Raw genomic sequence first — 26,509 nt, forward strand, 5'->3', positions numbered from 1 at the left:
GGTTGGCCGGAACCGTCACGTTAATCCCATCATCTGACTGGTTGCCCGCTTGTATGGGCCGCCGGACGACGAAAGAGATGGGTGGCGCGATGCGCAACATGACCAGGAGGGGCCTGCTGGGACTGGGAGCCGGGGCTGCCGCCGCGGCCGGACTGGCGGGCTGTGGCGCCGGCGGCAAGTCCGCGGTGGGCAGTAAGGAAAAGGGCAGCCAGGGTGCGGGCGCCACCCCGAAGAAGGGGCCGGTGCGGCTGATCGGTGACGGGTCGACCGCCGATACCGGCCTCCAGCCGAATCAGCCGTCCAAGCCGGTACGGATGGAGCCGGGGGAGACCCCGCCCCAGTTCGTCATTTTCTCCTGGGACGGGGCGGGCGAGGTCGGCAACGGTCTTTTCCCGCGATTCCTGAAACTCGCCAAGGAGCACCAGGCCGGGATGACGTTCTTCCTCTCCGGGCTCTACCTGCTGCCCGAGTCGAAGAAATCGCTCTACCGCCCTCCGAACAACCCGGTCGGTGCGTCCGACATCGGTTATCTCAGCGATGAGCACATCAAGGCAACGATGAAGTACACCCGGCAGGCATGGCTGGACGGCCACGAGATCGGGACGCACTTCAACGGGCATTTCTGCGGCACCACTTCGGGCTCCGTCGCGCACTGGACACCCGAACAGTGGGAGAGCGAGATCGACCAGGCCGTCTCCTTCGTCACCGAATGGCGTACGAACACCGGCTGGCACGACGAGCCGCCGCTGCCTTTCGACTACCGCAAGGAAATCGTGGGCAGCCGCACCCCGTGCCTGCTCGGCCAGGACAATCTGCTGCCGACGGCCCAGAAGCTCGGCTGGCGTTATGACGCCAGTTCCCCCGGCGGCCTGCAGACCTGGCCGGTCAAGCGCGGCGGGCTGTGGGATCTCCCGCTCCAGCAGATCCCCTTCCCCGGGCACACCTTCGAGGTGCTCTCGATGGACTACAACATGCTGGCCAATCAGTCGAAGAATTCGACCAAGGGCATGACGTCGCACTATCCCTACTGGCGCAGGCAGGCGGCCGACTCGTATTTCGCCGGATTCACGCGGGCGTACGAATCGAACCGCGCGCCCATGTACATCGGCAACCACTTCGAGGAGTGGAACGGCGGTCTCTACATGGATGCGGTCGAGGAAGCGATGAAGAAGATCGCGGGCCGCCCCGACGTACGGCTCGTCTCCTTCCGGCAGTTCTGCGACTGGCTCGATGTGCAGGACCCTGCGGTGCTCGACAAGCTGCGTTCCCTCGAAGTCGGGCAGCGGCCGGCCGGTGGGTGGAACAGTTTCCTTAAGGCTGCTTGACATCGGGCTTTCCGGGCAGTGAGGGGGGTGCCCAAGATCCGCGAAACGGCCATGCGAAACTTTTCACATGGCTCTTACGCGCCCCCTCCGCCGCACCGCCCTCCGCCGCGCCGCCCAGCTGGGCGCAGTGGTTGCGGTCTCCGCGCTCGCTCTGTCGGCGTGCGGATCCGGCGCCAAGGTCAGCAGTTCCCAGGGCTCCCGCTACGTCACGAGCAGCAGTGGGATCGTCACCGCCGGGAAGGGCGGGCGCCAGAGCGCGCCCGAACTGTCCGGGAAGACCGTCGACGGCAGGACGCTCGACGTGGACAGCGCCTACCGGGGCAAGATCGTCGTGCTGAATGTCTGGGGTTCCTGGTGCCCGCCGTGCCGTGCCGAGGCCGGGAACCTGGCGAAGGTCTCCAGGGACCTCAAGGCCAAGGGCGTGGAGTTCGTCGGGATCAACACCCGTGACACCTCCACCGGTCCGGCCAAGGCGTTCGAGAAGAGCTACGACGTCCCGTACCCGAGCCTCTACGACCCGAGTGGCAAGCTGCTGCTCCGCTTCCCGGCGGGCAGCCTGAACCCGCAGTCGATCCCGTCCACGGTCGTCGTCGACCGCGACGGGAAGATCGCCGCCCGGAAGGCGGGCGGGGTCGAAGAGGACACGCTGCGCAAGATGATCGACCCGCTGATCGCGGAGAAGTGATCCGGTGAGCGTGCTTGTCACCGCGGCCGCCGAATCCGGGATCGGCGGCACCGTCCAGAACGGTGCCCTGCTGGTCGCCCTGCCCATCGCCGTACTGGGCGGCCTGGTCTCCTTCTTCTCGCCGTGCGTCCTGCCCCTGGTCCCCGGCTATCTGAGTTACGTCACCGGGGTGAGCGGCTCGGATCTCGCGCAGGCCAGACGGGGCCGGATGGCGGCCGGGGCCACGCTGTTCGTGGTCGGCTTCACCGCTGTCTTCGTCTCGGGCGGCGCGCTGTTCGGCTACTTCGGACACCGGCTCCAGGAGCATCAGACCGTCATCAGCAGGGTCCTCGGTGTGCTGATGATCCTGCTCGGGATCTTCTTCATGGGCATGATGCCCTGGCTCACCCAGCGCGAATTCCGCTTCCACAAGCGGCCGGTGACCGGTCTGATCGGCGCACCGCTGCTGGGGGCGCTGTTCGGGATCGGCTGGACACCCTGCCTGGGACCGACACTCGCGTCGGTGCAGGGCCTCGCCTTCGAGCAGGCGACCGCCGGGCGCGGCGCCATACTGACCGTCGCGTACTGCCTCGGTCTGGGAGTGCCGTTCGTGCTCGCGGCGGTGGCCTTCCGCAAGGCGCTCGGCGCCTTCGGCTGGGTCAAGAAGCACTACGCCTGGGTCATGCGCATCGGCGGGATCATGATGATCGTGACCGGACTGCTGCTCGTCACCGGCGCCTGGGACCGCATCATCCAGGAGATGCAGGTCTGGTCATCCGGCTACACGGTGGGGATCTGAGTTCCACATGAGCAAGACGACTGACACGACGGACGCCGCGCGGCCGGGCGCCGCGCAGCCGGATCCGGCCGCGAACGAGAGCGACCTCGGCGCCGCAGGGGCGCAGCTCTCCACCGCGCCGAAGGAGGAGTCGGTCTCCAGCCTCCCCGCCATGGGAGTCATCGGCTGGATCCGCTGGTTCTGGCGGCAGCTGACCTCCATGAGGGTCGCGCTGCTCCTGCTGCTCCTGCTGTCGCTGGGAGCCATTCCCGGCTCGCTGATCCCGCAGACGAGCATCGACGAGCTGAAGGTCACCGACTTCAAGGCCAAGCACGATGTGCTCGCGCCTGTCTACGACAAGCTGGGACTCTTCCACGTCTACAGCTCGGTCTGGTTCTCGGCGATCTACATCCTGCTGTTCATCTCCCTCATCGGCTGCATCGTGCCTCGCACCTGGCAGTTCGTCGGGCAGCTGCGCGGCCGTCCGCCGCGCGCGCCCAAGCGGCTGACCCGGCTGCCCGCGTACACGACCTGGCGTACGGATTCCGGGCCCGAGGCCGTCCGGGACGCCGCGCTCGCGATGCTGAAGAAGCGCCGCTTCCGTGCGCACTCCCCCCAGGAGGGAGAGGTCGCCGCGGAGAAGGGCTTCCTGCGCGAGACCGGGAACCTGCTCTTCCACATCGCCCTGATCGTGCTCCTGGTCTCCTTCGCCAGCGGCCAGCTGTGGAAGTCCGAGGGCGGCAAGCTGGTCGTCGACGGCGACGGCTTCTCCAACACCCTCACGCAGTACGACGACTTCAAGGCCGGCACGCTCTTCGACCCCAACAAGCTGGCGCCGTTCAGCTTCACGCTGGACAAGTTCATCGGGACGTACGAGAAGAACGGGCCGAACCGCGGCACGCCCCGCAAGTACGAAGCCCACGTGACGTACTCCGAGGGCGCGGAGGGCAAGGACAAGAAGGGCGTCATCAAGGTCAACACGCCCCTTGAGGTCGACGGCTCGAAGGTCTACCTGGTCTCGCACGGCTACGCCCCGATCGTCGCGGTCAAGGACGCCAAGGGCAAGGAGATCTACCGGGACGCGGTGCCGCTGCTGCCGCTCGACTCCAATGCCACGTCGACCGGCGCCATCAAGGTGATGGACGGCTACCGCAACGCCGCGGGCAAGAAGGAGCAGCTCGGCTTCCAGACGATGTTCGTGCCGACCTACGCCGGCAAGGGCAAGGGCACGATGTTCTCCACCTTCCCCGGCCTCGACTTCCCGGTGATGGCCATCTCCGGCTTCCACGGCGACCTCGGCGTCGACTCGGGGCTGCCGCAGAGCGTGTACCAGCTCAACTCGAAGCACATGACGCAGTACAAGGACAGCAAGGGCAACAAGCTCGCCAAGCTCCTGCTGCCGGGCGAGACGATGAAGCTGCCGCACGGCGAGGGCTCGGTCCAGTTCCTCGGCGTCAAGCAGTGGGCCAGCTTCAAGATCTCGCACCAGCCCGGCACCGAGTTCGCGCTGGTCGGCGCGCTGGCGGCCATCGCGGGCCTCGCCGGATCGCTGTTCATCCAGCGCCGCCGCGTCTGGGTCCGTGCCGTACGGGGAGAGGACGGCGTGACCGTCGTGGAGATGGCCGGTCTCGGCCGGAGCGAATCCGCGAAGCTCCCCGAGGAGCTGGCCGACCTGGCCGCAACGCTCCATTCAGTGGCGCCGTCGGCGCCTGACTCCGCTGCATCCGCAGAGACTCCCGAAGGGGCCGAGAAGTGAATCTCGCCGCCGGAACCAATGAGAACCTGGCGCACATCAGCAATGTGCTCATCTATTCGTCGATGGCCGTCTACACCCTGGCCTTCTTCGCGCACATCGCGGAGTGGACCTTCGGCGCCCGCAGCAAGGTGGGCCGTACCGCCGCCGCGCTGACCGCGACCACGGGCGCGGCCCCCGCCGTGCAGGTCAAGCAGCAGGGCGGCGGCACCGCCGTACTGGACCGGCCGAAGATCGTCACCCGGTCCGCGGCCGGCTCGCGCGACGTCCCGGACGGTCCCGGCGCCGCGGGCGGCAACGCGAAGGGCGACCTGTACGGGCGGATGGCGATCTCGCTGACCGTCCTCGGCTTCCTCGTGGAGGCGGGCGGCGTGGTGGCCCGTGCCATGTCGGTGCAGCGGGCGCCGTGGGGCAACATGTACGAGTTCTCCATCACCTTCTCCTCGGTGGCGGTCGCCGCGTACCTGATCCTGCTCGTGGTCAAGAAGAACGTCCGCTGGCTGGGGCTCGCCCTGGTCACCACGGTCCTGCTCGACCTCGGTGTGGCGACCACGGTGCTCTACACCAAGAGCGACCAGCTCGTCCCGGCGCTCCACTCGTACTGGCTGTGGATCCACGTCTCGACAGCGATCATCTGCGGCGCCATGTTCTACATGGGCTTCGTCGGCACCGCGCTCTACCTCTTCCGGGACCGCTACGAGGCCAAGCTCGCGCGGGGCGAGCAGCCGGGCGCCTTCGCCGATTCGGTGCTCTCGCGGCTGCCGTCCGCCGCGTCGCTCGACAAGTTCGCGTACCGCATCAACGCCGCGGTCTTCCCGCTCTGGACGTTCACGATCATCGCGGGCGCCATCTGGGCCGGCGACGCCTGGGGCACCTACTGGGGCTGGGACCCCAAGGAGACCTGGTCGTTCATCACCTGGGTCGTCTACGCCTGCTACCTGCACGCCCGCGCCACCGCCGGCTGGAAGGGCCGCAAGGCCGCCTATCTGGCGCTCTTCGCCTTCGCCTGCTGGATCTGGAACTACTACGGCGTGAACATCTTCATCAACGGCATGCACTCCTACGCCGGGGTCTGAGCGGCCCGCCAGTCCCGGCCGCAGACGGCCACCAGGAGGGCCGGTTTTCCGACACGCGTCGGTGAACCGGCCCTCTTCCGGTGTGGAACACGCCTCACGGGGCGAGGCTTGAACCATGACGGAGGCGATCGCACACGGCACCAGCACCAGCCACGGGGACACCCACACCCTGCGGTTCGCCCTCTTCCTGCCGTACGCGCCGCTGCGGGTCTGGGGCGAGGTGGCCACCCCGGTGGGCCTGGGGCAGTGGCTCGCCGCCGCCGATGTCTTCGAATCGCGGCTCGGCGGCCGGGTCGCCCTGCGCGGGCCCGGCGTGCCGGCGGACGCCGCCGGGACGGTCACCGCCTGGGACGGCGAGCGGGTCGCCGAGTACACCTTCGCCGGGCACGGCCGTGTCCGGTTCCACCTGGAGGCCGTGGGGGCCGAGGCGACCGTGGTGCGCTTCACCCACGAGTTCACCGGGCCCGGGGAGCGCGGGCCGGACACACTGGCCTGCTGGCACCAGCACTTCGAGCTGCTGCACGACGCACTCGAAGGCCGCCCCCGGCTCCGGTCCGGCGGACCGGGCGGGGACCGCGAGCGGCGCCGGGAGCTGCGGGCCGCCTACCGGCCCCGCGGCGGCAGGCACTCCTGAGCCGGCGGCTTCTTCGTCCGCGCGGGCCAGGCGAGCTTCACGAACTTCTGCGTCCCCGTCTGCGTCAACTGCACGATGGCCACGGCCTTGTCGTACGGGTTGCCGTAGTTGTCCAGACAGATCCAGCCACTCGCACCGTTCACCCGCAGCGGCCCCTGCAGCTTCGACCAGACCGCGCCGACGTCCTCGATGTCCGGCAGGACGCTGCTGCTCGCCCTGGCGCGCCTGATCCCGGTCACCGCGGTGGCCATGCCGTCGTACGCGATGATCGCCTGACCGTCGGCGAGCGAGGCGGAGTCGATCCGGCCGATCGGCCCGACGCCCTTGGCCGACGCCGTGGCCACCGCGTTGGTGAAGGCCGTGTAGTCGGCCGGGCTGCCCCCGGTCGCGGGCATGCTGGGATCGGTCGCCTTCGACCAGGCGCCGGGATGCGCGAGCGCCGCGTACTGGACGACGACCGGCTCCGCGCCCTTCTTGGGCTTCAGCGCCTTCTTGTTGAGCTTGGTGTCGTAGCCGAGGTACGAACCCTCGTCACCGGTGAGGATGGTGAACTTGGTCCGTACGCAGATCCGGTTGCCCAGCGCGTTCACGAACTGGCGCAGCTGGGTGTGGCGGCCGGCGAAGAGGATCGTGTTCACCTGACGGGCCGAACAGATGGCGTCGGTGATCTGCGCGAAGGTGTTGGCGGTCGAGCCGTCGTCGGACTGGTCGGGCGGCGAGGTGTACACCCGGTCCTCGTACGGCGCTCCGTCGAGCATGCCGTTGAAGGCGGCCCGCAGCGTCTCCGTGTAGTGGTCGCCGGGGTGGGTGTCGCGCACCAGGAGCGTCTTCCTCGGATCGATGTCGGCGAAGTTCTTCAGTGCGTCGGCCTCGTCCTTGTTGGTCGGCGAGACCCGGGCGAGCCCGGGGTAGGGGATACCCCGGGGACCGTTGGAGATGTCGTCGGCGGTGATGGTGGTGCCGATCACCGGGATATGGCTGCGGGTGAGCTCCTTCACCGCGCTGCGGGTGGCGTCGCTGCTGGTAGCCACCCCGGAGACGGCGCGCAGACGGTCCGGGGCGCCGGTCATGCCCTTGAGTCTCCGCACCGTCGTGGCCCACTGCGCGCTGCCGGCCCCGGTGTTGGCGAGGACGAGCCGGATCTTCGGCACCTGGTCGTTGTCGTCGTGGTTGGCGCGGTACTGCTCCACGAACGCGCCCTGGGCCTCGTGCAGCACTTTGTTCGCCATGTCGCCGTCGGTCGATGTCAGTGGCAGCAGCAGGGCCACCGTCGCGTACCGGCCCTCCTTCAGCGTCCTGTTCTCGCGGGCGATGGCCTGCGCCACGTCACGCAGCGCCGGCCGGCCGAAGGCGTAGCCGTCCCCGTTGACCCCTATGCACTCCGCTCCCTGCTCCGGCCGGTCCACGCCCTTCGCGCAGTGCAGATCGGGCGTGTAGAGGGCGTACGCGGCGATGCCCGCACCGGCGAGCAGCGCCAGGGCCACCACCGAGGTGAGGATGCGTCGCAGACCCGTGTACCAGAAGAACTCGCGGAACCTGTTGCTCACGGCGTGTTGCCCCCTGGGTCGCTGGTACGGTCCGGGCTCCGCCACTCCCGGACGGCGGAAGGCCAGGTCCTTGAGGCGTGCCAGAGCACTTCGTTGCCGGTCGGATGCAGGGCCGAGAGCTGCGCCAGCTCGTCGCCCATCTTCTCCGTGACCCCCTCGTCGGGAAGTGCCAGCAGATCGGTCGACTGCCAGACGCAGTGGAGCAGCCGGCGGATGCGCAGATGGAACATGCGGTCGATGCCGGGCGGTGGCTGCTGTTCGGCGTCGGTCCGCCCCAGCGCCACCGCGCGCCGTGAGTCGCGCTCCGCGAAGTGCGGCGCCGACGCGATGAAGCGCAGCTCGTCGAGCCAGGCGGAGGCATTCGCCTCGCGGAAGGTGTCGCGCAGGTGGGCGACGGCGTTCCCGGTGGTGCCCAGCGCCAGCTCGTGGTGGAGGCGGCGCGGGGCCAGACCGGCGCACTGGTCGCGCATCGTCTCCTGGACCTCGCGCCACAGCTCCGGGGCCGAAGCGGAATCCCCGGTGGGGTGGCGCAGCCGGTGCAGCAGCAGGGTGCGCAGGAACGGATCGCCGACGAAGTGGTCGGGCGCGGCCGGCCAGCACTCCTCGGCCAGCAGATCGCGCATCGGCAGGACGCCGGCCCGGCCGCCGTCGTGATCCAGCCGGGCGGCGGCGAGTGCTTCGGCGTCCGCTGTGCTGTGGGCGGCGGCGAGCACGGCGAGCCGGTCGAGTCTGGCCGGGTGCACCAGCTGCTGGAGCAGCTCGGTCGCGGTCGGGCGGCCCGGTTCGTCCTCGCGCAGCGCGACGGGCAGCGAGAGCAGCGCTCCGGGGGTGAGGTCCCCGGGTCCGCCGGAGGCCGGCCCGGCGGGCCCGGCCGGCCGGGCCGCCTGCCCCGCCGCCTTCGTCAGCAGCGCCACGCCGAGCGGGCGCCCGCCGGTCAGCCGGTGGATGGAGCGGGCCAGCAGCGGCGGCGTGCGCATCCCCGGGTCCTCGCGGTCGAGCATCTGGCTCACGTGCTCCGGGCCCAGCTCGGTCAGCTCCACGGTGAGCGCACCCGACGCGACCTCGCTGCCCCGGGTCCAGGGCGTGGAGTGGGTCACCTCGGGCAGCAGGCACCGCTCGGCCGACTGCAGCGCCGGGTGGTCATGGCCGCGCAGCGCGGTGATGAGCACGACCTGGTCGAGCCGGCCCGCCGCACGGTCGCGCAGTACCGGCTCCAGCAGTCTGCGGCCCAGCGGCGCCTGGACGTTGTCCAGCAGGATCAGCGGCCTGCCGACCCGGCGCAGCCGCCCCATCCCCTGGTAGGCGGCGCGCAGATCGGCGCGGAGCGCGCCCACGAGATGCCGCTCGGCGAGTGCGCGGGCGTCGCTGTCGCGCTGGCGGTGGAACTGGAGCGCCAGCAGGTTCAGCCCGCGCTTCGCCTGGCCGCCGGCGCCCGGATAGTCCGCGTACCAGTTGGCCGCGGCGCGCTGGCCCCGGTCGAAGAGGTCTTCGAGCAGGGACTCGACGGTGGTCTCCACGATGACGTCCAGGCCGGGCGGAGCACCGGTCCACAGCGCTGCGAACTTCGCCGTGATCTTGACGAGCCAGCCCTTGCCCAGCCCTTTGAGCCGGGCCCCCGACTCGACGAGCATGCCCAGCCGCAGCGCCTCGTCGTGCACCTGCTGGCTGTTGTTCGGGTCCCATCCGGTGGAGGCGATGGCGACAAGACCTGCGGCCAGCCGCGGGAACTCGATCGCCCCGGCGCCCCGCACGGCCGGTCCGAGCTGCTCGCCGAGGACCGAGAGCGCCTCGGTGACCGGTGACCAGAAGGGGGCGCGCCGGTGGCCCGACGGGATCGCGGCGAAGTCCGGGTGCTCGCAGTCGATGAACGCGACGGGGGTGCGGCCGCGGTAGTCGGTGCGGAGCTGCTTGAGTACGACGGTCTTGCCCATGCCGCGTCCCCCGGTGAGGACGGTCACCGGCAGGTCGTCCCGCCGGCCCCCGAACGCCTCGACGGGCGTCTGCTGGAATCCGTGCGGGGGCAGGCCGATGAGCCGTGGTGCGAGGCCGTGGAGGAGACCGCCCCGTGCGTACAACTCCCTTTCCACAGCACCTCCCACGCCGGCGGGCGCAGATGTCACTGCGTCAACATCAGCTTACCGAGGGAGGGTTGGGAGGGGCAGGGTCTTTCGGGCGCGGTCGTGCAACGGAACAGCGGCGTGCCGCAGGGGAGTTGGAGGAGTATCCAGGCGGGCGCCCCGAGCGGGTCACCCCCGGGCCCGCGAGCGTCGCGCGCCGGGTCACCCCGGGCCGCGGGTGCCGGGTGGCTCACTCCTCGCCGATGTCCTCGTTCCAGAGCTCCGGGTTGCGCGCGGTGAAGTCCCGCATCAGCGCGACGCATTCGGCGTCGTCGAGCACGACGACCCGCACTCCGTGCTCGGCCAGCCAGTCGTGGCCGCCGTGGAAGGTGACCGCCTCGCCGACCACCAGCCGGGAGATCCCGAACTGCCGGACCAGGCCGCTGCAGTACCAGCACGGGGAGAGCGTGGTGACCATGGTCGTCCCCCGGTACGACCGCTGCCGCCCCGCTGCCCGGAAGGCGGAGGTCTCGGCGTGCGTCGACGGATCGCCGTCCTGGACGCGGCGGTTGTGCCCGCGGCCCAGCAGTGTGCCGTCCGCCCCGTACAGCGCGGCCCCGATGGGGATACCGCCCTCCGCGAGCCCCGTGCGGGCCTCGGCGACCGCTGTGGCCAGCCACCGCTGCGCCGTCGCGCGGTCCGGAACCGTCTGATCCATGGAGTGCTCCGCCCTCTTCCCCTGCCTGGCCGTGTGCGCCCGCCGCGCGCCGCTCAGGACGCGTCCTCGCCGGTCTCGCGGCGGCGCAGCTCGTCCTCGCGGCGGCGCAGGTCCGCCTCCCAGTCCTTGAGCAGCGACGCGTCCTTCGTGTTCTCCGCGCGCAGCGTGGCGAGGAACTCCGGATTGTCGTCCGGCGCAGTCCAGGCGTCCCGCCCGCCGCGCCGCCGTCCGCCGGGCGCCGCCCCCGCACCGCCGGTCCCGCGCCGCGCCCGGCCCACCGCGATCCAGGCGACGGGTCCGACGAGCACCTCGCCGAAGAGCAGGATGATGAGGACCCACACCACCTTGGGGAGGCCGCGGACCTCCTCATCCGGTGTGTTCAGGCAGTCGATGAAGGCGTAGATCCACAGCGCCAGGACCAGCAGAAAGGGCAGATACCTGAGCATGGTCGAACGTTCCCCCCGGGAGTGGCGGCGAGACGTCCGCAACGTCCCGGTGACGGCCACAGGGTAGCGGCCGGGCGCCGGCCGCCGCGCGGCCGAGACCGTGCGCCACATGGCGGGCTCCGGCTCCGCCGCCGGGGATGACAGACTGGACCGCATGGCTTACGACGATCTTCGCTCGCTGCTCAGGGCGCTGGAGCGCGACGGCGACCTCAGGCGCATCAAGGTCGAGGTCGACCCCCATCTGGAGGTCGGGGAGATCGTCGACCGCGTCAACAAGGCGGGTGGCCCGGCCCTCCTCTTCGAGAACGTCAAGGGCTCGTCGATGCCCCTGGCGATGAACGTCTTCGGCACCGACCGGCGGCTGCTCAAGGCGCTCGGTCTCACCTCGTACGACGAGATCAGCGACCGGATCGGCGGACTGCTCAGGCCCGAACTGCCACAGGGCTTCGTCGGCGTACGGGAGGCCTTCGGCAAGCTGGGCACGATGGTCCACGTACCGCCGAAGAAGGTGAAGCCGGATGCCGCCCCCGTGCAGGAGGTGGTGCTGACCGGCGACGACGTGGACCTCGACCGGCTGCCCGCGCTCTTCACCTGGCCCGAGGACGGCGGCTCCTTCTTCAACCTGGGGCTCACCCACACCAAGCACCCCGAGACCGGCATCCGCAACCTGGGCCTCTACCGGCTCCAGCGCCACGACAAGCGCACCATCGGGATGCACTGGCAGATCCACAAGGACAGCCGCAACCACTACGCGGTGGCCGCCAGGAGGGGCGAGCGGCTGCCCGTCGCCATCGCCTTCGGCGCGCCGCCCGCGGTGACGTACGCCTCGACGGCCCCGCTCCCCGAGGACATCGACGAGTACCTCTTCGCCGGCTTCGTGCAGGGCAAGCGGATCGAGATGGTCGACTGCAGGACGGTCCCGCTCCAGGTCCCCGCCCAGGCCGAAGTCGTCCTGGAGGGCTGGCTGGAGCCCGGTGAGACGCTGCCCGAGGGCCCCTTCGGCGACCACACCGGCTTCTACACCCCGCAGGAACCGTTCCCCGCGCTGACGATCGACTGCGTCACGATGCGCCGCCGCCCGCTGCTCCAGTCGATCGTCGTCGGCCGTCCGCCGACGGAGGACGGCCCGCTCGGGCGTGCGACGGAACGCTTCTTCCTGCCACTGCTCAAGATCATCATTCCGGACATCGTGGACTACCACCTGCCCGAGTCGGGCGGCTTCCACAACTGCGCGATCGTCTCGATCGACAAGAAGTACCCGAAGCACGCCCAGAAGGTGATGCACGCGGTCTGGGGCGCGCACATGATGTCGCTCACCAAACTGATCGTCGTGGTGGACGCGGACTGTGATGTGCACGATCTGCACGAGGTCTCCTGGCGTGCGCTCGGCAACACGGACTACGCCCGCGACCTCACCGTCGCCGAAGGCCCGGTCGACCATCTCGACCACGCCTCCTACCAGCAGTTCTGGGGAGGCAAGGCGGGGATCGACGCCACCAGGAAATGGCCCGAGGAGGGCTACACGCGGGACGGCGGCTGGCCGCGGATGGTCGAGTCCGACCCCGCTGTCGCCGACCGCGTGACGAAGCGCTGGAAGGAGTACGGCCTGTGAGCGCATCAGCCGCCGCACTGCCGCAGCCCGGCAGGACCAAGGCGTTCCTCCGGCTGGTGATGATCGAGCACTCGGTCTTCGCGCTGCCCTTCGCGTACATCGCCGCGCTGACCGCGATGTACCGGCTGGACGGCAACATCCACTGGGGACGGCTGCTCCTGGTGACCGTCGCGATGGTCGGCCTGCGCACCTTCGCGATGGCGTGCAACCGCATCATCGACCGGGAGATCGACGCCCGGAACCCGCGCACCGCCTCCCGCGAACTGGTCACCGGCGCCGTCTCGGTGAAGTCGGCCTGGACGGGCGCGCTCGTCGCGGTCGTCGTCTTCCTGGGCGCGGCGGCCGCGCTCAACCCGCTCTGTCTGGCGCTCGCGCCCATCGCGGTCATCCCGATGGTGGTCTATCCCTACGGGAAGCGCTTCACCAACTTCCCGCACGCGATCCTCGGTGTGGCCCAGGCGATCGGCCCGGTCGGCGCCTGGCTGGCGATCACCGGGGAGTGGTCGTGGGACGCGGTCATCCTCGGCCTCGCCGTCGGCATCTGGATCGGCGGCTTCGACCTGATCTTCGGCTGCCAGGACGTCCAGGCGGACCGCGCGCACGGTGTGAAGTCGGTGCCCGCCCGCTTCGGGATCCCGGCCGCGCTGTACGGCGCCCGCGCCTGCCACGCCGTGACGACGGCCCTGCTGGTCTGGTATGCGGTGGCGACGGACGCGGGGGCGTTCTTCTGGGCCGGCCTGGTGATCGTCGCGGTGGCCTTCGTCTACGAGCACAACGTGGTGAAGCCGCACGACCTGTCCCGGCTGAACCGGGCCTTCTTCTCGGTCAACGGCTTCATCGGGATCGCCCTGTTCGTGTGCGCGCTGATCGATCTGCTGGTGCGGGGCCTGACCGTGTGACCGTCACCCGACCCGCCTCCCGTTTCCGGCGCGCCGGACGGGCCCGGATAGGCTCGGATACGTGGAGCACGTGAATGTACACAGTCAGCAGCCGCGGCGGCCCTGGATCGTCGGGGTCTCCGGAGCATCCGGTACGCCCTACGCGGCAGCCGTGCTCCGCGGGCTGCTCGACGCGGGGGAGGCCGTGGACCTGGTGGTCAGCCGGTCCTCGCGGCTGACCCTGCTCGACGAGACCGGGATCGCCTTCCGCGACGCGCACTGGCCCGATGACCTGCGGGCCTGGCTGGCCAGGGGCGCGGACGGGAAGCCCGAGACCTTCGCGGTGGATCCGGCCCTCGTCGCGGAGGGGACCGGAGCCGTACGGCACTGGGCGGCCGGGGACCTGGCCGCGGGCCCGTCATCCGGTTCGTATCCGGTCAAGGGAATGATCATTGTCCCGGCGTCCACCGCCTGTGTGGCCGGGGTCGCGCTCGGACTGTCGAAGGACCTGCTCCAGCGGGCGGCGAGCGTGACGCTCAAGGAGCGGCGCCCGCTGGTGGTCGCGGTGCGGGAGACCCCGCTCAACGGTCAGACGCTGCGCCATCTGGTGACACTGGACGAGGCGGGCGCCGTGGTGCTGCCCGCCTCTCCGGCGTTCTACGCGGGGGCGACGCACATCCAGGATCTGGTGGACTTCGTCGCCGGGCGGGTGCTCGACGCGGCGCAGGTGCCGCACCGGCTGTACCGCCGCTGGGAGGGAGAGCTCGGTGGCTCCCGAAAGGACTAGGCCGTGGCCGGATCGCCGTCGCGCGGATCGGCCGGGGCCGGGAGTCAGCGCTTCTTGGCGTGCCGCCTCGTCCGGCGGGTGGAGGCCGCGGTGGCGAGCCGCTGGTCACGCGAACGGTTGGCCTGGTCCTGCAGCTCGCGCATGCGGGCGTAGGCCATCTCGATCGTGTACACGGTGAACATCACTCCTGATGAAAGATTCCCAGGGCGTTTTCCCTGGACGCCTTAGATTCTATACGTAAACTCGCGATATTGCTGAACAATGGAAGGCTTCACCAGTATGGACGCGGTTGACAGGCAGCTCATCCAGGCGTTGCGGGAGAACGGCAGGGCCTCCTACGCCGAGCTCGGCCGGCTCGTAGGGCTATCCGGGCCCAGCGTCACCGACCGCATCAACCGCCTCGAAGCGGCCGGCGTGATCACCGGTTACCGCGCCACCGTCGACGCCAAGTCGCTCGGCCTCGGGGTGACCGCGCTCATCGGCATCTCGCTCTCGGACGCCGCCGACCACGAGGACGTCGCCCACCGGCTCAAGGACCTGGCCGAGATCGAGGACGCCTGGTTCATCGCGGGCGACGACTCGTACATGCTCAAGGTCAGGGTCGGCGACGTGGACGGTCTGGAGCGCACGATCCGCAGGCTCAGCGGCACCCGGGGTGTCTCCCGCACCCGCACCACGATCGTGCTCTCCACCAAGTGGGAGAACCGCGTCGGGGAACTGCCCGAGCCGAGCTGACCCGGCACGGGGTGCCAGCCGGGTCCAGGAGCCGTGCGGGCGGGGGAGTACGGTTGGCTGGTTGTTTACGTACGCATATGGGAGGCGGCCGCACTATGACTGCGTCGATCAACGATGTAGGCCTCAAGCGCGAGATCGAGGCGAAGGTCCGGGCCGGTGAGCGGCTGACCCGTGAGGACGGCGTCGCGCTCTACGAGACGGACGATCTGGCCTGGCTCGGCGGCCTCGCCCACGAGGTGCGTACGCGCAAGAACGGCGACGTTGTCCACTTCAACGTCAACCGGCACCTCAACATGACCAATGTGTGCACCGCCTCGTGCGCCTACTGCTCGTTCCAGCGCAAGCCGGGCGAGAAGGACGCGTACACGATGCGCATCGAGGAGGCCGTGCGCCTCGCCAAGGCGATGGAGGGCGACAACCTCACCGAGCTGCACATCGTCAATGGCCTCCACCCGACGCTGCCGTGGCGTTACTACCCCCGCTCGCTCAGCGCGCTGAAGGAAGCCCTCCCGCAGGTCGCCCTCAAGGCGTTCACCGCCACCGAGATCCACCACTTCGAGACGATCTCCGGGCTCTCCGCGTCGGAGATCCTCGACGAGCTGATCGAGGCCGGCCTGGAGTCGCTGACCGGTGGCGGCGCCGAGATCTTCGACTGGGAGGTCCGGCAGCACATCGTCGACCACGCCACCCACTGGGAGGACTGGTCGCGCATCCACCGCCTCGCCCACGAGAAGGGCCTGAAGACCCCGGCGACGATGCTGTACGGCCACATCGAGGAGCCGCGCCACCGCGTGGACCACGTACTGCGGCTGCGTGAGCTCCAGGACGAGACCGGTGGCTTCCAGGTCTTCATCCCGCTGCGCTACCAGCACGACTTCGTGGACATGAAGGACGGCAAGGTCCGCAACAAGCTCCAGGTGCGGACCACGATGGCGACCGGCGCCGAGGCGCTGAAGACCTTCGCGGTCTCCCGGCTGCTCTTCGACAACGTCCCGCACGTGAAGGTCTTCTGGCCCATGCACGGCGTCCAGACCTCGCAGCTCGCCCTCCAGCACGGCGCCGACGACATGGACGGCTCGGTGGTGGAGTACAAGATCACCCACGACGCCGACAACTACGGCACGCCGAACAAGCTCGGCCGCGAGGACCTGCTCGAACTGATCCGTGACGCGGGCTTCCGTCCGGTCGAGCGCAACACCCAGTACGAGATCGTCCGCGAGTTCGAAGGGCCGGACCCGGCCCGCCGCGACGCCCCGCAGCCGATGCGCTTCTGAGCTGCTCCCGCCCCACCCCGCGCGCGTCCGCACGACGGGCGGACGGAACCCCGGCCTCCGCCGGGGTTCCGTCCTTTCCTACGCTGGACGTATGAGCCTCACGTTTCAGCTGGACCCGCGGATGGACGCCAGGCTGCGCGACGAGGTGGTCGCGCTCTGGACGGACGTGTCGAACGCGGACGGCGCCGTCGGCTTCGTCCCGCCGGTCACACCCGACGACATCCGCCCGGAACTGATCAAGCACCTCACCGCGATGACCGAGGGCCGTGTCCGGCTGCTGGTGGGCCGCGACGAGAGCGGCGCGGTCGCCGCCACCGCGTTCCTCACGCTCAACACGCACCGTCTGATGCGCCACTGGATCTGGCTCTACACGGTGATGGTGCACCCCTCCCACCAGGGCAAGGGGTACGGGCGCGACCTGATGACGGCGGCGGCGGACGCGGCCCGCACCCTGGACGGCATCGAGGGAATCCGGCTGACCTGCCGGGGCGGCACCGGTGTCGACCGGTTCTACGCGTCCTGCGGCTACAAGGAAGTGGGCAGGGCGCCCGACGCGATCCGGGTCGCTCCCGGCGACGACCGCGACGACATCATGATGTATCTGCCGCTGCTCTGACCCCGCCGCGCCCGGCACGTACCCCGGCCTGGAAGATCGCAAGTGGGGCGTGCTTCACTTGTCGGGCAGGATCGGGAGGATCAGAGGGATCGGCTCCCGCCGGTACGAAGTCAGCCGGTACGAAGTCCAGCGGTACGAAGAGAGAGGCCCCAGCCGTGTCTGTAGCCAACCCGGGCGCCACGATCCGCTACACCGCGATGCGGATCGTCATCTTCATGGGATCCCTGGTCTTCTGCGCGATCCTCGTCCACTTCGGCATCGTCCCCAAGGGACTCGGCGGCTCCAACTTCGTCTGGACGATCCTGCTGGCCCTGGTCATCTCCGCGCCCCTCAGCTTCGTCCTGCTGCGCAGGCAGCGCGACAAGATGTCCGAGCAGCTGATCAACAGGGTCGAGCGGGCCAAGGTGCGCCTGGAGACCAACCGCACGCAGGAGGACGGCCTCACCCAGTAGAGGGCGGCCCGCTTCCGCTGCACCCGCGGCCCCGCGCCGTCCCAAGGCGCGGGCAGGCACCGTAAGTTACGTCACATACGCCGGGAACCCCGGGCCGGAGCCAGCCGCTCCAGCGCCGGGGTCCCGGCGTTTTCGCGTGCGGGCGCGCCCTTGCCCCAAAGAACTGCTTTGAGACGCCCAAAGTCCAAGTGTTAACGTGTTCGACATGAAGACAGCCGTGCGCCCGCATCCCGAGAGCCCCGCGCTCGTGGAGCGCCTGCATGTCGATCTCTGCCGCTGCATGTCCGCGGCCTGTCGCCGCGTCTGATCGGCCTCATGCGGCGGCGCCCCCTGTGCCGGGCGCCGCGCCCCCGTCCCCCGTGCTCGCCGCCGAGCACACAGCTGCGTCCTCACCGGAGTGTCCCCATGTCTGCAGGTCCCGCGAGCTCCGCGAGTCCCGCCCCCGCGAACGCGGGCCCCGCGAAGTCCCGAATATCCGACAAGTTCCCGTTCTGGGCCCAGATCCTCGCCGGTCTTGTCCTGGGTGTCCTGCTCGGCTGGCTGGCCCGCAGCCAGGACATCAGCTGGCTCAAGTCCACGCTGGAGCACGTCGGCGGCATCTTCATCCAGCTGCTGAAGCTGGCCGTGGCCCCGCTCGTCTTCTTCGCGATCCTGGTGTCGATCACCAATCTGCGCAAGGTCAACAACGCCGCCCGGCTGGCCACCCGTACGGTGATGTGGTTCATGATCACGTCGCTGATCGCGGTCGTCATCGGCCTCGCCATCGGCCTGATCACCAACCCCGGCGCCGGCACCGGCCTCACGCCGAAGGACGGCAAGGCACCCGACGGATCCGGCTCCTGGATCGACTTCCTGACCGGCATCGTGCCCACGGACATCGTCACGCCGTTCACTCAGCTGAACGTCCTGCAGATCGTCTTCATGGCCGCCGTCGCCGGTGTCGCCGCGCTCCAGCTCGGCGAGAAGGCCGAGCCGATCCTCAAGATCAGCGAGTCCTTCCTCGAACTGCTCCAGAAGGCCCTGTGGTGGGTCATCCGTCTCGCGCCGCTGGGCACCATCGGCCTGATCGGCTTCGCCATCGCCGACTACGGCTGGGAGCTGATCGGCAAGTACGCGACCTTCACCGCCGACATCTACGTCGGCTGCGCGCTGGTCATGTTCGTCGTCTACCCGGTACTGCTCGCGACGGTGGCCAAGGTCAACCCGCTGCAGTTCTTCAAGGGCGCCTGGCCCGCGATCCAGCTGGCGTTCGTCTCCCGCTCCTCGGTCGGCACCATGCCGGTCACCCAGCGCGTCACCGAGCGCCTCGGCGTGCCGAAGGAGTACGCGTCGTTCGCCGTGCCGTTCGGCTCCACCACCAAGATGGACGGCTGCGCCTCGATCTACCCGGCGATCGCCGCGATCTTCATCGCGCAGATCTTCGACGTGCACCTCGGCATTCAGGACTACCTGCTGATCGCCTTCGTCTCGGTCATCGGATCGGCGGCCACCGCCGGACTGACCGGCGCGACCGTGATGCTGACGCTGACCCTCTCCACGCTGGGCCTCCCGCTGGAAGGTGTGGGTCTGCTGATGGCGATCGACCCGATCCTGGACATGATGCGCACCGCGACGAACGTCGCGGGGCAGGCCATGATTCCGGTCATCGTCTCGGCCCGCGAGAAGATCCTGGACCTCGACGCGTTCAACTCCGCTTCGGCCTCCCCGGTCGACGAGCGCGAGGCGCCCGCCGTCGAGCAGGAGCCGTCGGTTCCGGTCGCAGCCTGATAACTACCCGACCGTTATTGATCGCTTCTTGATCGTTCACTTCAGGCCACCGGCCCCTCCTCCGTCCGACGGGGAGGGGCCGGAGTCGTACCCTTGCCAGGTGCGTACCAAGTACGGACCAACTGGCTGAAGGGGCTCTGAGGTGGGTGCAGTCAAGGTGGCCAAGGCCAAGCGGATGCCGAGGGCGGTGCGCGAGCAGCAGATGATGGACGCTGCCGTGCGGACGTTCGGGCAGCGCGGGTACCGGGCCGCCTCGATGGACGAGATCGCCGAACTTGCGGGTGTCTCCAAGCCCCTGGTGTACCTCTATCTGAACTCCAAGGAAGAGCTCTTCACCGCCTGCATCCGCCGAGAGGCCCAGGCACTGGTCGCCGCGGTACGGGCCGGGGTGGACCCGGCCGACCCCGCGGACCGGCAGCTGTGGCACGGCGTCGGCGCCTTCTTCGAGCACACCGCGGACCACCAGGACGGCTGGAACGTCCTGTACCAACAGGCCCGTACGCACGGCGAGCCGTTCGCCGCCGAGGTCACCGCGATGCGCGACGAGATCGTGAACTTCGTGACCGGCCTGATCGCGTCGGCGGCCCGTGAGGCCCACCGCGACCCGGCGCTGCCCGACCGCGATGTGGCAGGCCTCGCCCAGGCGCTGGTCGGCGCTGCGGAGTCCCTCGCCGGCTGGGCGAACGGGGCGCCCGGGGTCTCGGCCAAGGAAGCCGCGTCCACGCTGATGAACTTCGCCTGGGCGGGCCTGGAGAACCTTATGAACGGGGAGCGCTGGGCGCCGTCACCACGCCGGTGAGGTGGATCCGCTCCGCCCCCGGCGCCCCGCTGCGCACCTGGAAGCCGCCCGCCCCCGCGGCGTACGTGACGGTACCCGGCAGCAGCACCGGAGCCCTGAACTCGATGTCCGCGTGCACGGCTTCCGGTGCCCCGGCCGCCGCGAGGCAGCGGGCGGCCGTCCACATGCCGTGCGCGATGGCACGCGGGAAGCCGAAGAGCTTCGCGGTCAGCGGGTGGAGGTGGATCGGATTGCGGTCGCCGGACGCGGCGCCGTACCTGCGGCCCAGATCGGCGGGAAGCTCCCAGGTGGCGGTGGTGGTGGCGGTGGTGGAGCGCTCGGCGGGGTGCGACGGTGTGCCCGCTGCGGCAGGGGCTGCCGGGGCGCCGGTCACCGGGTGGCGGGCCAGATAGGTGCTCCGGGACTCCCAGACCAGCTCGCCCGCCAGCCGCGCCTCGGTCACCATGACGGCCTCGGTGCCACGGCGGTGCGGCCTCAACGCATGGGCGTACACGGTCAGTTCCGGTCGTGCGTCCATAGGCAGGGCGCGCCGCTGGGTGATCTCGATACCGGTGTGGACGAGTCCGAGTACCGGCAGCGGGAAGGCCCGCGCCGTCATCAGCCGCATGGCCTGCGGGAAGCCGAGGACGTGCGGATACGTGAGGGGGAGCGGGTCGGCCCGGTCGAAGCCGCAGATCCGGGCGTACGCGGCCAGCCGCCCGGGGTCGATGCGGACGGCGGGACGTACGAGGCGGTCCGCCGGGAGCGGCGCCGCGGACGACGGGGTTCGTTTGAAGGGAGAGGTGAGTGCGCCGCGCACCATGGACGGCAGCAGGCCGGGGGAGTGCGGGGGGCGGTCGCTCATGGTCCAGGCTCCCTCATCCGTACGGTATTTACTCCGAAGTAACATTACTGACCGGTTGAGGTCAAGGGTGAGGGACCGGACCGTGCCGCCCGTACGGCTGCGCGGTCGGCCCGCCCCTTCTCTTCACGGACGGGGCAGCCGCCGGCGAACAGCACCCGGAGCAGCGAGGCTGAACCCCGCGCACCGGGCCCGGGACCCCGCTGCTGAGACCGGACGGGTGCGGTGGCCCGGGCGGCGGGCGACGCCCGGACCGCCTTCCGTATCCGCCCGCCCCTCAAGCCCCCAGCAGGCTCTGCCCGCAGACCCGTACGACCTGGCCGTGCACGCCGCCCGACGCGGGGTGCGCGAACCAGGCCGTCGTCTCGGCCACGTCGACCGGGAGGCCGCCCTGGCCCAGGGAGTTCATCCGGCGGCCCGCCTCGCGGATGAAGAGCGGGACCGCGGCCGTCATCTTCGTCTCGATGAAGCCGGGGGCAACGGCGTTCAGCGTGATGCCCTGCTCCGCGAGCCGGGGGGCCAGGGAGCGGACCAGGCCGATGATGCCCGCCTTGCTGGCCGCGTAGTTGGTCTGCCCGGTGTTGCCCGCGATCCCGGCGATCGACGCCGTGGCGACGATACGGCCGCCCGCGCCCAGCGTGCCGGACGCGAGCAGGGCGTCCGTCGTCCGCAGCACACTGTCCAGGTTCACATCGAGCACGCTCGCCCACCGGTCGGCCGGCATGTTGGCCAGCCGCCGGTCGCGGGTGATGCCCGCGTTGTGGACCAGGACGTCCAGCCCGCCGGGGAGCGCGGCGGCGATCCGGTCCGCCGCGTCCGGCGCCGTGATGTCCAGCGGCAGGGCTGTCCCGCCGAGCAGGCCCGCGGTACGGGTCAGTTCGTCCCGCGCCTGCGGGACGTCGAGGCAGACCACCTGCGCCCCGTCGCGGGCGAGGGTCGCGGCGACCGACGCGCCGATCCCGCGGGCGGAGCCGGTGACCAGCGCCGTACGCCCTGCGAGCGGCAGCTCCCAGCTCTCCGGGGCGTCCGGTTCCGTGCCGGGCCCCGCGCCGCCGATCTCGATGACCTGGCCGCTGACGTAAGCGGACTTCGGTGAGAGCAGGAACCGCAGCGTCGACTCGGCGGCGGGCGCGGACTCCGTCCTGACCAGCTGTACCGTGCGGCCCCGCCCGATCTCCTTGCCCAGCGAGCGCACGAACCCTTCGAGCGCCTGCTGCGCCGCTGCCTGGTGGTGGTCGTCGCCGGAGAGCGGGGCGCCCAGCACCACGACCCGGCCGCCCGGCGCGAGCGACCGTACGAGGGGGTGCAGCGCGCCGTGCACCTCCGCCAGGCCCGCGACCGTGGTGACGCCGGTCGCGTCCAGTACGACACCCGCCGGCCGCTCACCGTCAGCTGCCGCCCCGGTGACCCGGAGGCCGGTACGGGCGAGTACGCCGGCGAGTCCGGCGAGCGGGGAGCCGCCCGCGGCCAGGTGCAGCAAGGGGCCTTCCAGGCGCGGGTGTCCGGCCGACCACCGGCGCAGCTCGGCCGGCTGCGGCAGGCCGAGCCTGCCGGTCAGGAAACGGCCGGGTGCTGTGCCGGTGAAGTGCAGATAGCGATCGGCCATTGTCCAGACTCCTTGCGTCGTCATAGATTTACTCTTCAGTAAGGTTACTGAAGAGTCAGGAGCTGGTCGAGATGATGCCGGGATGATGCCCCTCAAGGTCGCCGTGGTCGGCGGAAGCCGCATCCCGTTCGCGCGCGCGGACGGCCCGTACGCCACCGTGTCCAACCAGTCCATGCTGACCGCGGCACTGGACGGACTGGTCGAGCGGTTCGGTCTTGAGGGTGAGCAGGTCGGTGAGTTCGTCGCGGGCGCCGTGCTCAAGCACAGCCGCGACTTCAACCTCGCGCGGGAGACGGTGCTCGGCTCGCGCCTCGACCCTCGCACACCCGCGTACGACATCCAACAGGCGTGCGGGACAGGCCTCCAGGCAGTCATCGCCACCGCCAACAAGATCGCACTCGGCGCCCTCGACTCGGCGATCGCCGGCGGCTCGGACACCGCGAGCGACGCACCCCTCGGCGTCAACGACACGCTGCGCACCATCCTGCTTGAGGCGCGCCGGGCCCGGTCGGTGGGCGGACGGCTCAAGGCCCTCTCCCGGGTGCGCCCCGGCCACCTCGTACCCGACATCCCCCGCAACGCCGAGCCGCGCACCGGTCTTTCGATGGGTGAGCACGCGGCGCGCACCGCCCGCGAGTGGGACATCGGCCGCGCCGACCAGGACGCGCTGGCCGCCACCAGTCACCGGCGGCTCGCCGCGGCGTACGAACGCGGCTTCTTCCAGGACCTGGTGACGCCCTTCCACGGGCTGGCCCGGGACCAGAACCTCCGGCCCGGCTCCACCGTGGAGAAACTCGCCACGCTCAAGCCGGTGTTCGGCGCAGGGGAGCCCGGCGCGACGATGACGGCGGGCAACTCCACCCCGCTCACCGACGGCGCGGCGACCGTCCTGCTGGCGAGCGAGGAGTGGGCGCGCGAGCGCGGCCTCGAACCGCTGGCCTTTCTCACGCTGTACGAGACGGCGGCCGTCGACTATGTGAACGGCCCCGACGGGCTGCTGATGGCGCCCGCTTACGCCGTCCCGCGCATGCTGGAGCGCGCGGGGCTCACCCTGGACGACTTCGACCTCATCGAAGTCCATGAGGCGTTCGCCTCCCAGGTGCTCGCCACGCTGGCCGCCTGGGAGCAGCAGGGACTCCCCCCGGTGGACCGCGCGAAGCTGAACGTCGCGGGCTCCTCGCTCGCGACGGGCCACCCCTTCGCGGCGACCGGCGCCCGCATCGTCGCCACTCTGGCCAAGCTGCTCGCGGAGCGGGAGGCTCCTGGGCGGGGGCTGATCTCCGTGTGCGCGGCGGGCGGCCAGGGAGTGACAGCGGTTCTCGAACGCCCCTGACCGGAGCCGGGCCCGTCCGGCCAGGGCAGGGCGACCCGGCACACCCCGACACGAGGAGCCGCAAGTGACCGCGTCAGTACAGCAGTTGGAACCGCACAAACAGCGCGTGAACGGCGTGGTACGGGAGGTTTCCGTGCCGCTGCTGGCCCGGCCCGTCGAGCGCGGTTCGCTCGCCGACATCCCCTTCGACAACGCCCACCAGGCGCCCGGCGATCCGGTGCTCAGCCGGAAGCAGCCGGACGGCAGCTGGACCGACGTCTCCGCCATGGAGTTCGCCGTTGAGGTGCAGGCCGTGGCCAAGGGGCTCATCGCGGCGGGCCTGGCGGCCGGCGACCGTATCGCGATCATGGCCAGGACGACCTACGAGTGGACGCTGCTCGACTTCGCGTCCTGGGCGGCGGGCCTGGTCACCGTGCCGGTCTACCCGACGTCCTCCGCCTTCCAGGCCCGCTGGATCCTCCAGGACTCCGGCGCGGTCGCCTGCGCCGTGGAGAACAAGGAACAGGCCCGGCTGATCAGCGTGGAGCGCCGGCAGCTGCCCGCCCTGGCGAACCTCTGGGAGTTCGACACCGGAGCGATCGGCCTCCTGAAGAACGCGGGCCGCGACATACCCGACGAGGCGGTCGCCGCACGCAGGGCCGGGCGCGCTCCGTCCTCGGTGGCCACCCTGATCTACACCTCCGGCACCACCGGCAGGCCCAAGGGCTGCGTGCTCACCCATGGCAACTTCTTCGCCGAGGTGGACAACGCGGTCGAACTGCTCCACCCGGTCTTCAGGTCGGTGAGCAAGGACCCCGCGTCGACGCTGCTCTTCCTGCCGCTCTCCCATGTCTTCGGCCGGATGGTGGCGATCGGCTGCATGCGGGCCCGGGTGCGGCTGGGGCACGCGCCCAGCATCAGCACGGAGGACCTCCTGGCGGATCTGGCCGGCTTCCGTCCGACGTTCCTGCTGGCGATCCCGTACGTCCTGGAGAAGGTCTACAACACCGGCCGCGCCACCGCCGAGAAGATGGGCAGGGCCGCGTCCTTCGACCGCGCGGCGAGGATCGCCCAGCGGTACGGGGACGCGCTGGAGGCCAGGGAGCACGGCACCGGACCGGGCCCGGGGACGGGCCTGCGGCTGGCGCACGCCGTCTACGACCCGCTGGTCTACCGGCGGATACGGGCGGCGCTCGGCGGCCGTGTGAAGTACGCGATCTGCGGCGGATCCCCGCTCGGGCACCGGCTCGCGGCCTTCTACGCGGGCGCCGGGATCCAGATCTTCGAGGGGTACGGCCTCACCGAGACGACCGCAGCCGCGACGGTGACCCCGCCCCTGCGGCCCCGGCTCGGCACGGTCGGCTGGCCGCTGCCCGGTACGGCCGTCCGTATCGCCGACGACGGCGAGGTGCTGCTGAGGGGCGGCCAGGTCTTCAGCGGCTACTGGGACCGTCAGCAGGAGGAGATCGCGGGGCAGGGGAGCAGCGCGCCGCCGCAGGGCGCGTGGGAGGCCGGGAGCGGGCCGTACGGGGGCGGCGCGGGGACGGCGGGCCACGGCCCGTGGTTCGCGACGGGGGACATCGGTGAGCTGGACGAGGACGGCTACCTCACGATCACCGGCCGCAAGAAGGACATCATCATCACGTCGGGCGGCAAGAACGTGGCGCCCGCGCCCCTGGAGGACTGGCTGCGGGCGCATCCGCTGGTCGGCCAGTGCATGGTCGTCGGCGACAACCGCAGCTACGTCACGGCGCTGATCACCCTGGAGCCGGACGGGCTCGCGCACTGGCGCCGGATGCGGAAGAAGACCGACGTCCCGATCGGGGACCTCGTCGGGGACGAGGAGCTGCTGGCGGCCCTGCAACGGGCGGTCGACGAGGCGAACCGGCTGGTGTCACGGGCCGAGTCCATCCGGAAGTTCGCGGTCCTCCCGGTCGACTTCACCGAGGCGAGCGGGCATCTGACGCCCTCGCTGAAGCTGAAACGGGCGGCGATAGCCAGGGATTTCGAGCAGCAGATCGAGGCGCTCTACCAGCGGTAGCGAGGTGTCGGTCCTGCGGCGCCCGCCCGCCGTGCGGCCGGGCGCCGGGGCCCTGGCGCGCACCTGCCCACCGGTGCCCAGCAGCCCCGCAACCCCGAGGCCTTCGAGGCGGCGGCTACGTGAACGTCATGGGCCCGGGCGAGGGCAGGACCGGGTCAGTGCCCCCTACGGTGACCACTACGACCGGCCGGCCGGGATCGAGAGGGTCTGCGACCCGCAGAACCTCTTCCGCGCCAACCAGAACATCGCGCCCGCCGCACCGGCGTGACGGCGGCGCTTCCCCCTGAGGCACCCCGGCACCGGGCGTCACACAGGCAGGAGCCCCCATCCGCACGCGAACGTACGGGAGGGGGCTCCTTGGGTGGTGCTATCCCGACCGCGATCCGGTCGGCCCGGGCAACTAGGCCGGGGTGACGTTCTCCGCCTGCGGACCCTTCGGGCCCTGCGTGACGTCGAAGTTCACGAGCTGGTTCTCCTCAAGCGAGCGGAAACCAGACGCGTTGATCGCGGAATAGTGGACGAAGACATCCGGGCCGCCGCCGTCCTGGGCGATGAAGCCGAAGCCCTTTTCAGCGTTGAACCACTTGACGGTTCCGGTAGCCATAAGCCCTCCTTGGGCCAAAGGGTTGCCCTGCTCCAGAACCTGCTAAGAAGTCTGAAAACTACAAAAGCCTGCGGGTCACATGCTCCGCAGGCTCTGTACTGCAAGGGAAACCAAACTGCAACTTGCGGCGAGCCTAGCACGCGCCCGCGCGCACGCGATAGAGGCGAAGATCACTTCACCCGCACGT

General features: G+C 70.4%; 26 protein-coding genes. 18 read left to right on the forward strand and 8 right to left on the reverse strand.

Annotated elements, in window-relative coordinates; all coding sequences use genetic code 11:
* The first annotated feature begins 89 nt into the window (after positions 1–89).
* The 6 genes from OG917_RS19995 (at position 90) to OG917_RS20020 (ending at position 6,230) form a co-directional block, all read left to right on the forward strand.
* Positions 90–1,325 carry a hypothetical protein gene (locus tag OG917_RS19995; RefSeq protein ID WP_328318982.1) on the forward strand — a complete coding sequence of 412 codons (1,236 nt, stop codon included), beginning with the start codon at positions 90–92 and terminating at the stop codon, positions 1,323–1,325.
* 67 nt (positions 1,326–1,392) lie between these two features.
* Entirely contained in the window at positions 1,393–2,010 is a 618-nt protein-coding gene (locus OG917_RS20000) for a TlpA family protein disulfide reductase (protein ID WP_328318983.1), read from the forward strand.
* Positions 2,011–2,014: 4 nt separating this feature from the next.
* A complete protein-coding gene (locus OG917_RS20005) occupies positions 2,015–2,788 on the forward strand; it encodes a cytochrome c biogenesis CcdA family protein (protein ID WP_328318984.1) in 774 nt (257 codons plus the stop codon).
* A gap of 7 nt (positions 2,789–2,795) precedes the next feature.
* Positions 2,796–4,523, forward strand: coding sequence for a cytochrome c biogenesis protein ResB (resB, locus tag OG917_RS20010; protein WP_328318985.1), 1,728 nt, complete (start codon positions 2,796–2,798; stop codon positions 4,521–4,523).
* The gene (ccsB, locus tag OG917_RS20015) at positions 4,520–5,596 is read left to right on the forward strand and encodes a c-type cytochrome biogenesis protein CcsB (protein WP_328318986.1); all 1,077 of its coding nucleotides are present in this window, start codon (positions 4,520–4,522) and stop codon (positions 5,594–5,596) included. Before resB ends, ccsB begins: the two co-directional genes overlap by 4 nt.
* 115 nt (positions 5,597–5,711) lie before the next feature.
* Positions 5,712–6,230 carry a hypothetical protein gene (locus OG917_RS20020; protein WP_328318987.1) on the forward strand — a complete coding sequence of 173 codons (519 nt, stop codon included), beginning with the start codon at positions 5,712–5,714 and terminating at the stop codon, positions 6,228–6,230.
* Here the strand turns inward: OG917_RS20020 and OG917_RS20025 are convergent.
* From OG917_RS20025 to OG917_RS20040, 4 genes are all read right to left on the reverse strand, one after another.
* Positions 6,200–7,777 carry a hypothetical protein gene (locus OG917_RS20025; protein ID WP_328318988.1) on the reverse strand — a complete coding sequence of 526 codons (1,578 nt, stop codon included), beginning with the start codon at positions 7,775–7,777 and terminating at the stop codon, positions 6,200–6,202. The genes OG917_RS20020 and OG917_RS20025 overlap by 31 nt on opposite strands.
* Entirely contained in the window at positions 7,774–9,864 is a 2,091-nt protein-coding gene (locus tag OG917_RS20030; protein WP_328318989.1) for a hypothetical protein, read from the reverse strand. Before OG917_RS20030 ends, OG917_RS20025 begins: the two co-directional genes overlap by 4 nt.
* 220 nt (positions 9,865–10,084) lie before the next feature.
* Positions 10,085–10,552 carry a nucleoside deaminase gene (locus OG917_RS20035; RefSeq protein ID WP_328318990.1) on the reverse strand — a complete coding sequence of 156 codons (468 nt, stop codon included), beginning with the start codon at positions 10,550–10,552 and terminating at the stop codon, positions 10,085–10,087.
* Between the two features lie 53 nt (positions 10,553–10,605).
* Positions 10,606–10,998, reverse strand: a complete 393-nt coding sequence (locus OG917_RS20040; protein ID WP_328318991.1) for a PLDc N-terminal domain-containing protein — start codon at positions 10,996–10,998, stop codon at positions 10,606–10,608.
* A gap of 154 nt (positions 10,999–11,152) precedes the next feature.
* Between OG917_RS20040 and OG917_RS20045 the strand changes: the two genes are divergently transcribed.
* The 3 genes from OG917_RS20045 (at position 11,153) to OG917_RS20055 (ending at position 14,275) form a co-directional block, all read left to right on the forward strand.
* Positions 11,153–12,610, forward strand: coding sequence for a menaquinone biosynthesis decarboxylase (locus tag OG917_RS20045; protein ID WP_328318992.1), 1,458 nt, complete (start codon positions 11,153–11,155; stop codon positions 12,608–12,610).
* On the forward strand, positions 12,607–13,509 hold the full coding sequence (mqnP, locus tag OG917_RS20050) for a menaquinone biosynthesis prenyltransferase MqnP (RefSeq protein ID WP_328318993.1): 903 nt from the start codon (positions 12,607–12,609) through the stop codon (positions 13,507–13,509). The genes OG917_RS20045 and mqnP overlap by 4 nt, the downstream gene beginning before the upstream one ends.
* Positions 13,510–13,570: 61 nt before the next feature.
* Entirely contained in the window at positions 13,571–14,275 is a 705-nt protein-coding gene (locus OG917_RS20055; protein ID WP_443058991.1) for a UbiX family flavin prenyltransferase, read from the forward strand.
* A 44-nt stretch (positions 14,276–14,319) separates the two neighbouring features.
* Here OG917_RS20055 and OG917_RS20060 read toward each other — a convergent pair whose 3' ends face one another.
* Positions 14,320–14,457 (reverse strand): hypothetical protein, encoded by a 138-nt coding sequence (locus OG917_RS20060; RefSeq protein WP_328322311.1) that lies wholly within the window; start codon positions 14,455–14,457, stop codon positions 14,320–14,322.
* A 97-nt stretch (positions 14,458–14,554) separates the two neighbouring features.
* On the opposite strand from OG917_RS20060, the gene OG917_RS20065 reads away from it, so the two are divergent.
* From OG917_RS20065 to OG917_RS20090, 6 genes are all read left to right on the forward strand, one after another.
* Entirely contained in the window at positions 14,555–15,010 is a 456-nt protein-coding gene (locus OG917_RS20065) for an Lrp/AsnC family transcriptional regulator (RefSeq protein WP_328318994.1), read from the forward strand.
* A gap of 95 nt (positions 15,011–15,105) precedes the next feature.
* Positions 15,106–16,284 carry an aminofutalosine synthase MqnE gene (gene mqnE, locus OG917_RS20070; protein ID WP_443058992.1) on the forward strand — a complete coding sequence of 393 codons (1,179 nt, stop codon included), beginning with the start codon at positions 15,106–15,108 and terminating at the stop codon, positions 16,282–16,284.
* A 91-nt stretch (positions 16,285–16,375) separates the two neighbouring features.
* Positions 16,376–16,900: a GNAT family N-acetyltransferase gene (locus tag OG917_RS20075; RefSeq protein ID WP_328318996.1), complete on the forward strand. Its 525-nt coding sequence runs from the start codon at positions 16,376–16,378 to the stop codon at positions 16,898–16,900.
* A gap of 197 nt (positions 16,901–17,097) precedes the next feature.
* Complete coding sequence (locus OG917_RS20080) at positions 17,098–17,352, forward strand: DUF4229 domain-containing protein (protein ID WP_443059092.1); 255 nt, start codon at positions 17,098–17,100, stop codon at positions 17,350–17,352.
* Between the two features lie 405 nt (positions 17,353–17,757).
* Positions 17,758–19,119, forward strand: coding sequence for a dicarboxylate/amino acid:cation symporter (locus OG917_RS20085; protein WP_328318998.1), 1,362 nt, complete (start codon positions 17,758–17,760; stop codon positions 19,117–19,119).
* Between the two features lie 175 nt (positions 19,120–19,294).
* Positions 19,295–19,918, forward strand: coding sequence for a TetR/AcrR family transcriptional regulator (locus tag OG917_RS20090; RefSeq protein ID WP_328322035.1), 624 nt, complete (start codon positions 19,295–19,297; stop codon positions 19,916–19,918).
* Here OG917_RS20090 and OG917_RS20095 read toward each other — a convergent pair.
* Entirely contained in the window at positions 19,878–20,762 is an 885-nt protein-coding gene (locus tag OG917_RS20095; RefSeq protein WP_328318999.1) for a MaoC family dehydratase, read from the reverse strand. The two genes, OG917_RS20090 and OG917_RS20095, sit on opposite strands and share 41 nt — an antisense overlap.
* Positions 20,763–21,036: 274 nt before the next feature.
* A complete protein-coding gene (locus OG917_RS20100) occupies positions 21,037–22,365 on the reverse strand; it encodes a 3-oxoacyl-ACP reductase (RefSeq protein ID WP_328319000.1) in 1,329 nt (442 codons plus the stop codon).
* Between the two features lie 82 nt (positions 22,366–22,447).
* Between OG917_RS20100 and OG917_RS20105 the strand changes: the two genes are divergently transcribed.
* From OG917_RS20105 to OG917_RS20115, 3 genes are all read left to right on the forward strand, one after another.
* Positions 22,448–23,698 carry an acetyl-CoA C-acetyltransferase gene (locus OG917_RS20105; protein ID WP_328319001.1) on the forward strand — a complete coding sequence of 417 codons (1,251 nt, stop codon included), beginning with the start codon at positions 22,448–22,450 and terminating at the stop codon, positions 23,696–23,698.
* Positions 23,699–23,762: 64 nt separating this feature from the next.
* Positions 23,763–25,718 (forward strand): AMP-dependent synthetase/ligase, encoded by a 1,956-nt coding sequence (locus tag OG917_RS20110; RefSeq protein WP_328319002.1) that lies wholly within the window; start codon positions 23,763–23,765, stop codon positions 25,716–25,718.
* Positions 25,719–25,791: 73 nt separating this feature from the next.
* Entirely contained in the window at positions 25,792–25,986 is a 195-nt protein-coding gene (locus OG917_RS20115) for a BBE domain-containing protein (RefSeq protein ID WP_328319004.1), read from the forward strand.
* A gap of 132 nt (positions 25,987–26,118) precedes the next feature.
* On the opposite strand, the gene OG917_RS20120 is transcribed toward OG917_RS20115, so the two are convergent.
* On the reverse strand, positions 26,119–26,322 hold the full coding sequence (locus OG917_RS20120) for a cold-shock protein (protein ID WP_008738468.1): 204 nt from the start codon (positions 26,320–26,322) through the stop codon (positions 26,119–26,121).
* Between the last annotated feature and the right edge of the window lie 187 nt (positions 26,323–26,509).

It is taken from the genome of Streptomyces sp. NBC_00388, assembly GCF_036061255.1.
Taxonomy (GTDB): domain Bacteria; phylum Actinomycetota; class Actinomycetes; order Streptomycetales; family Streptomycetaceae; genus Streptomyces.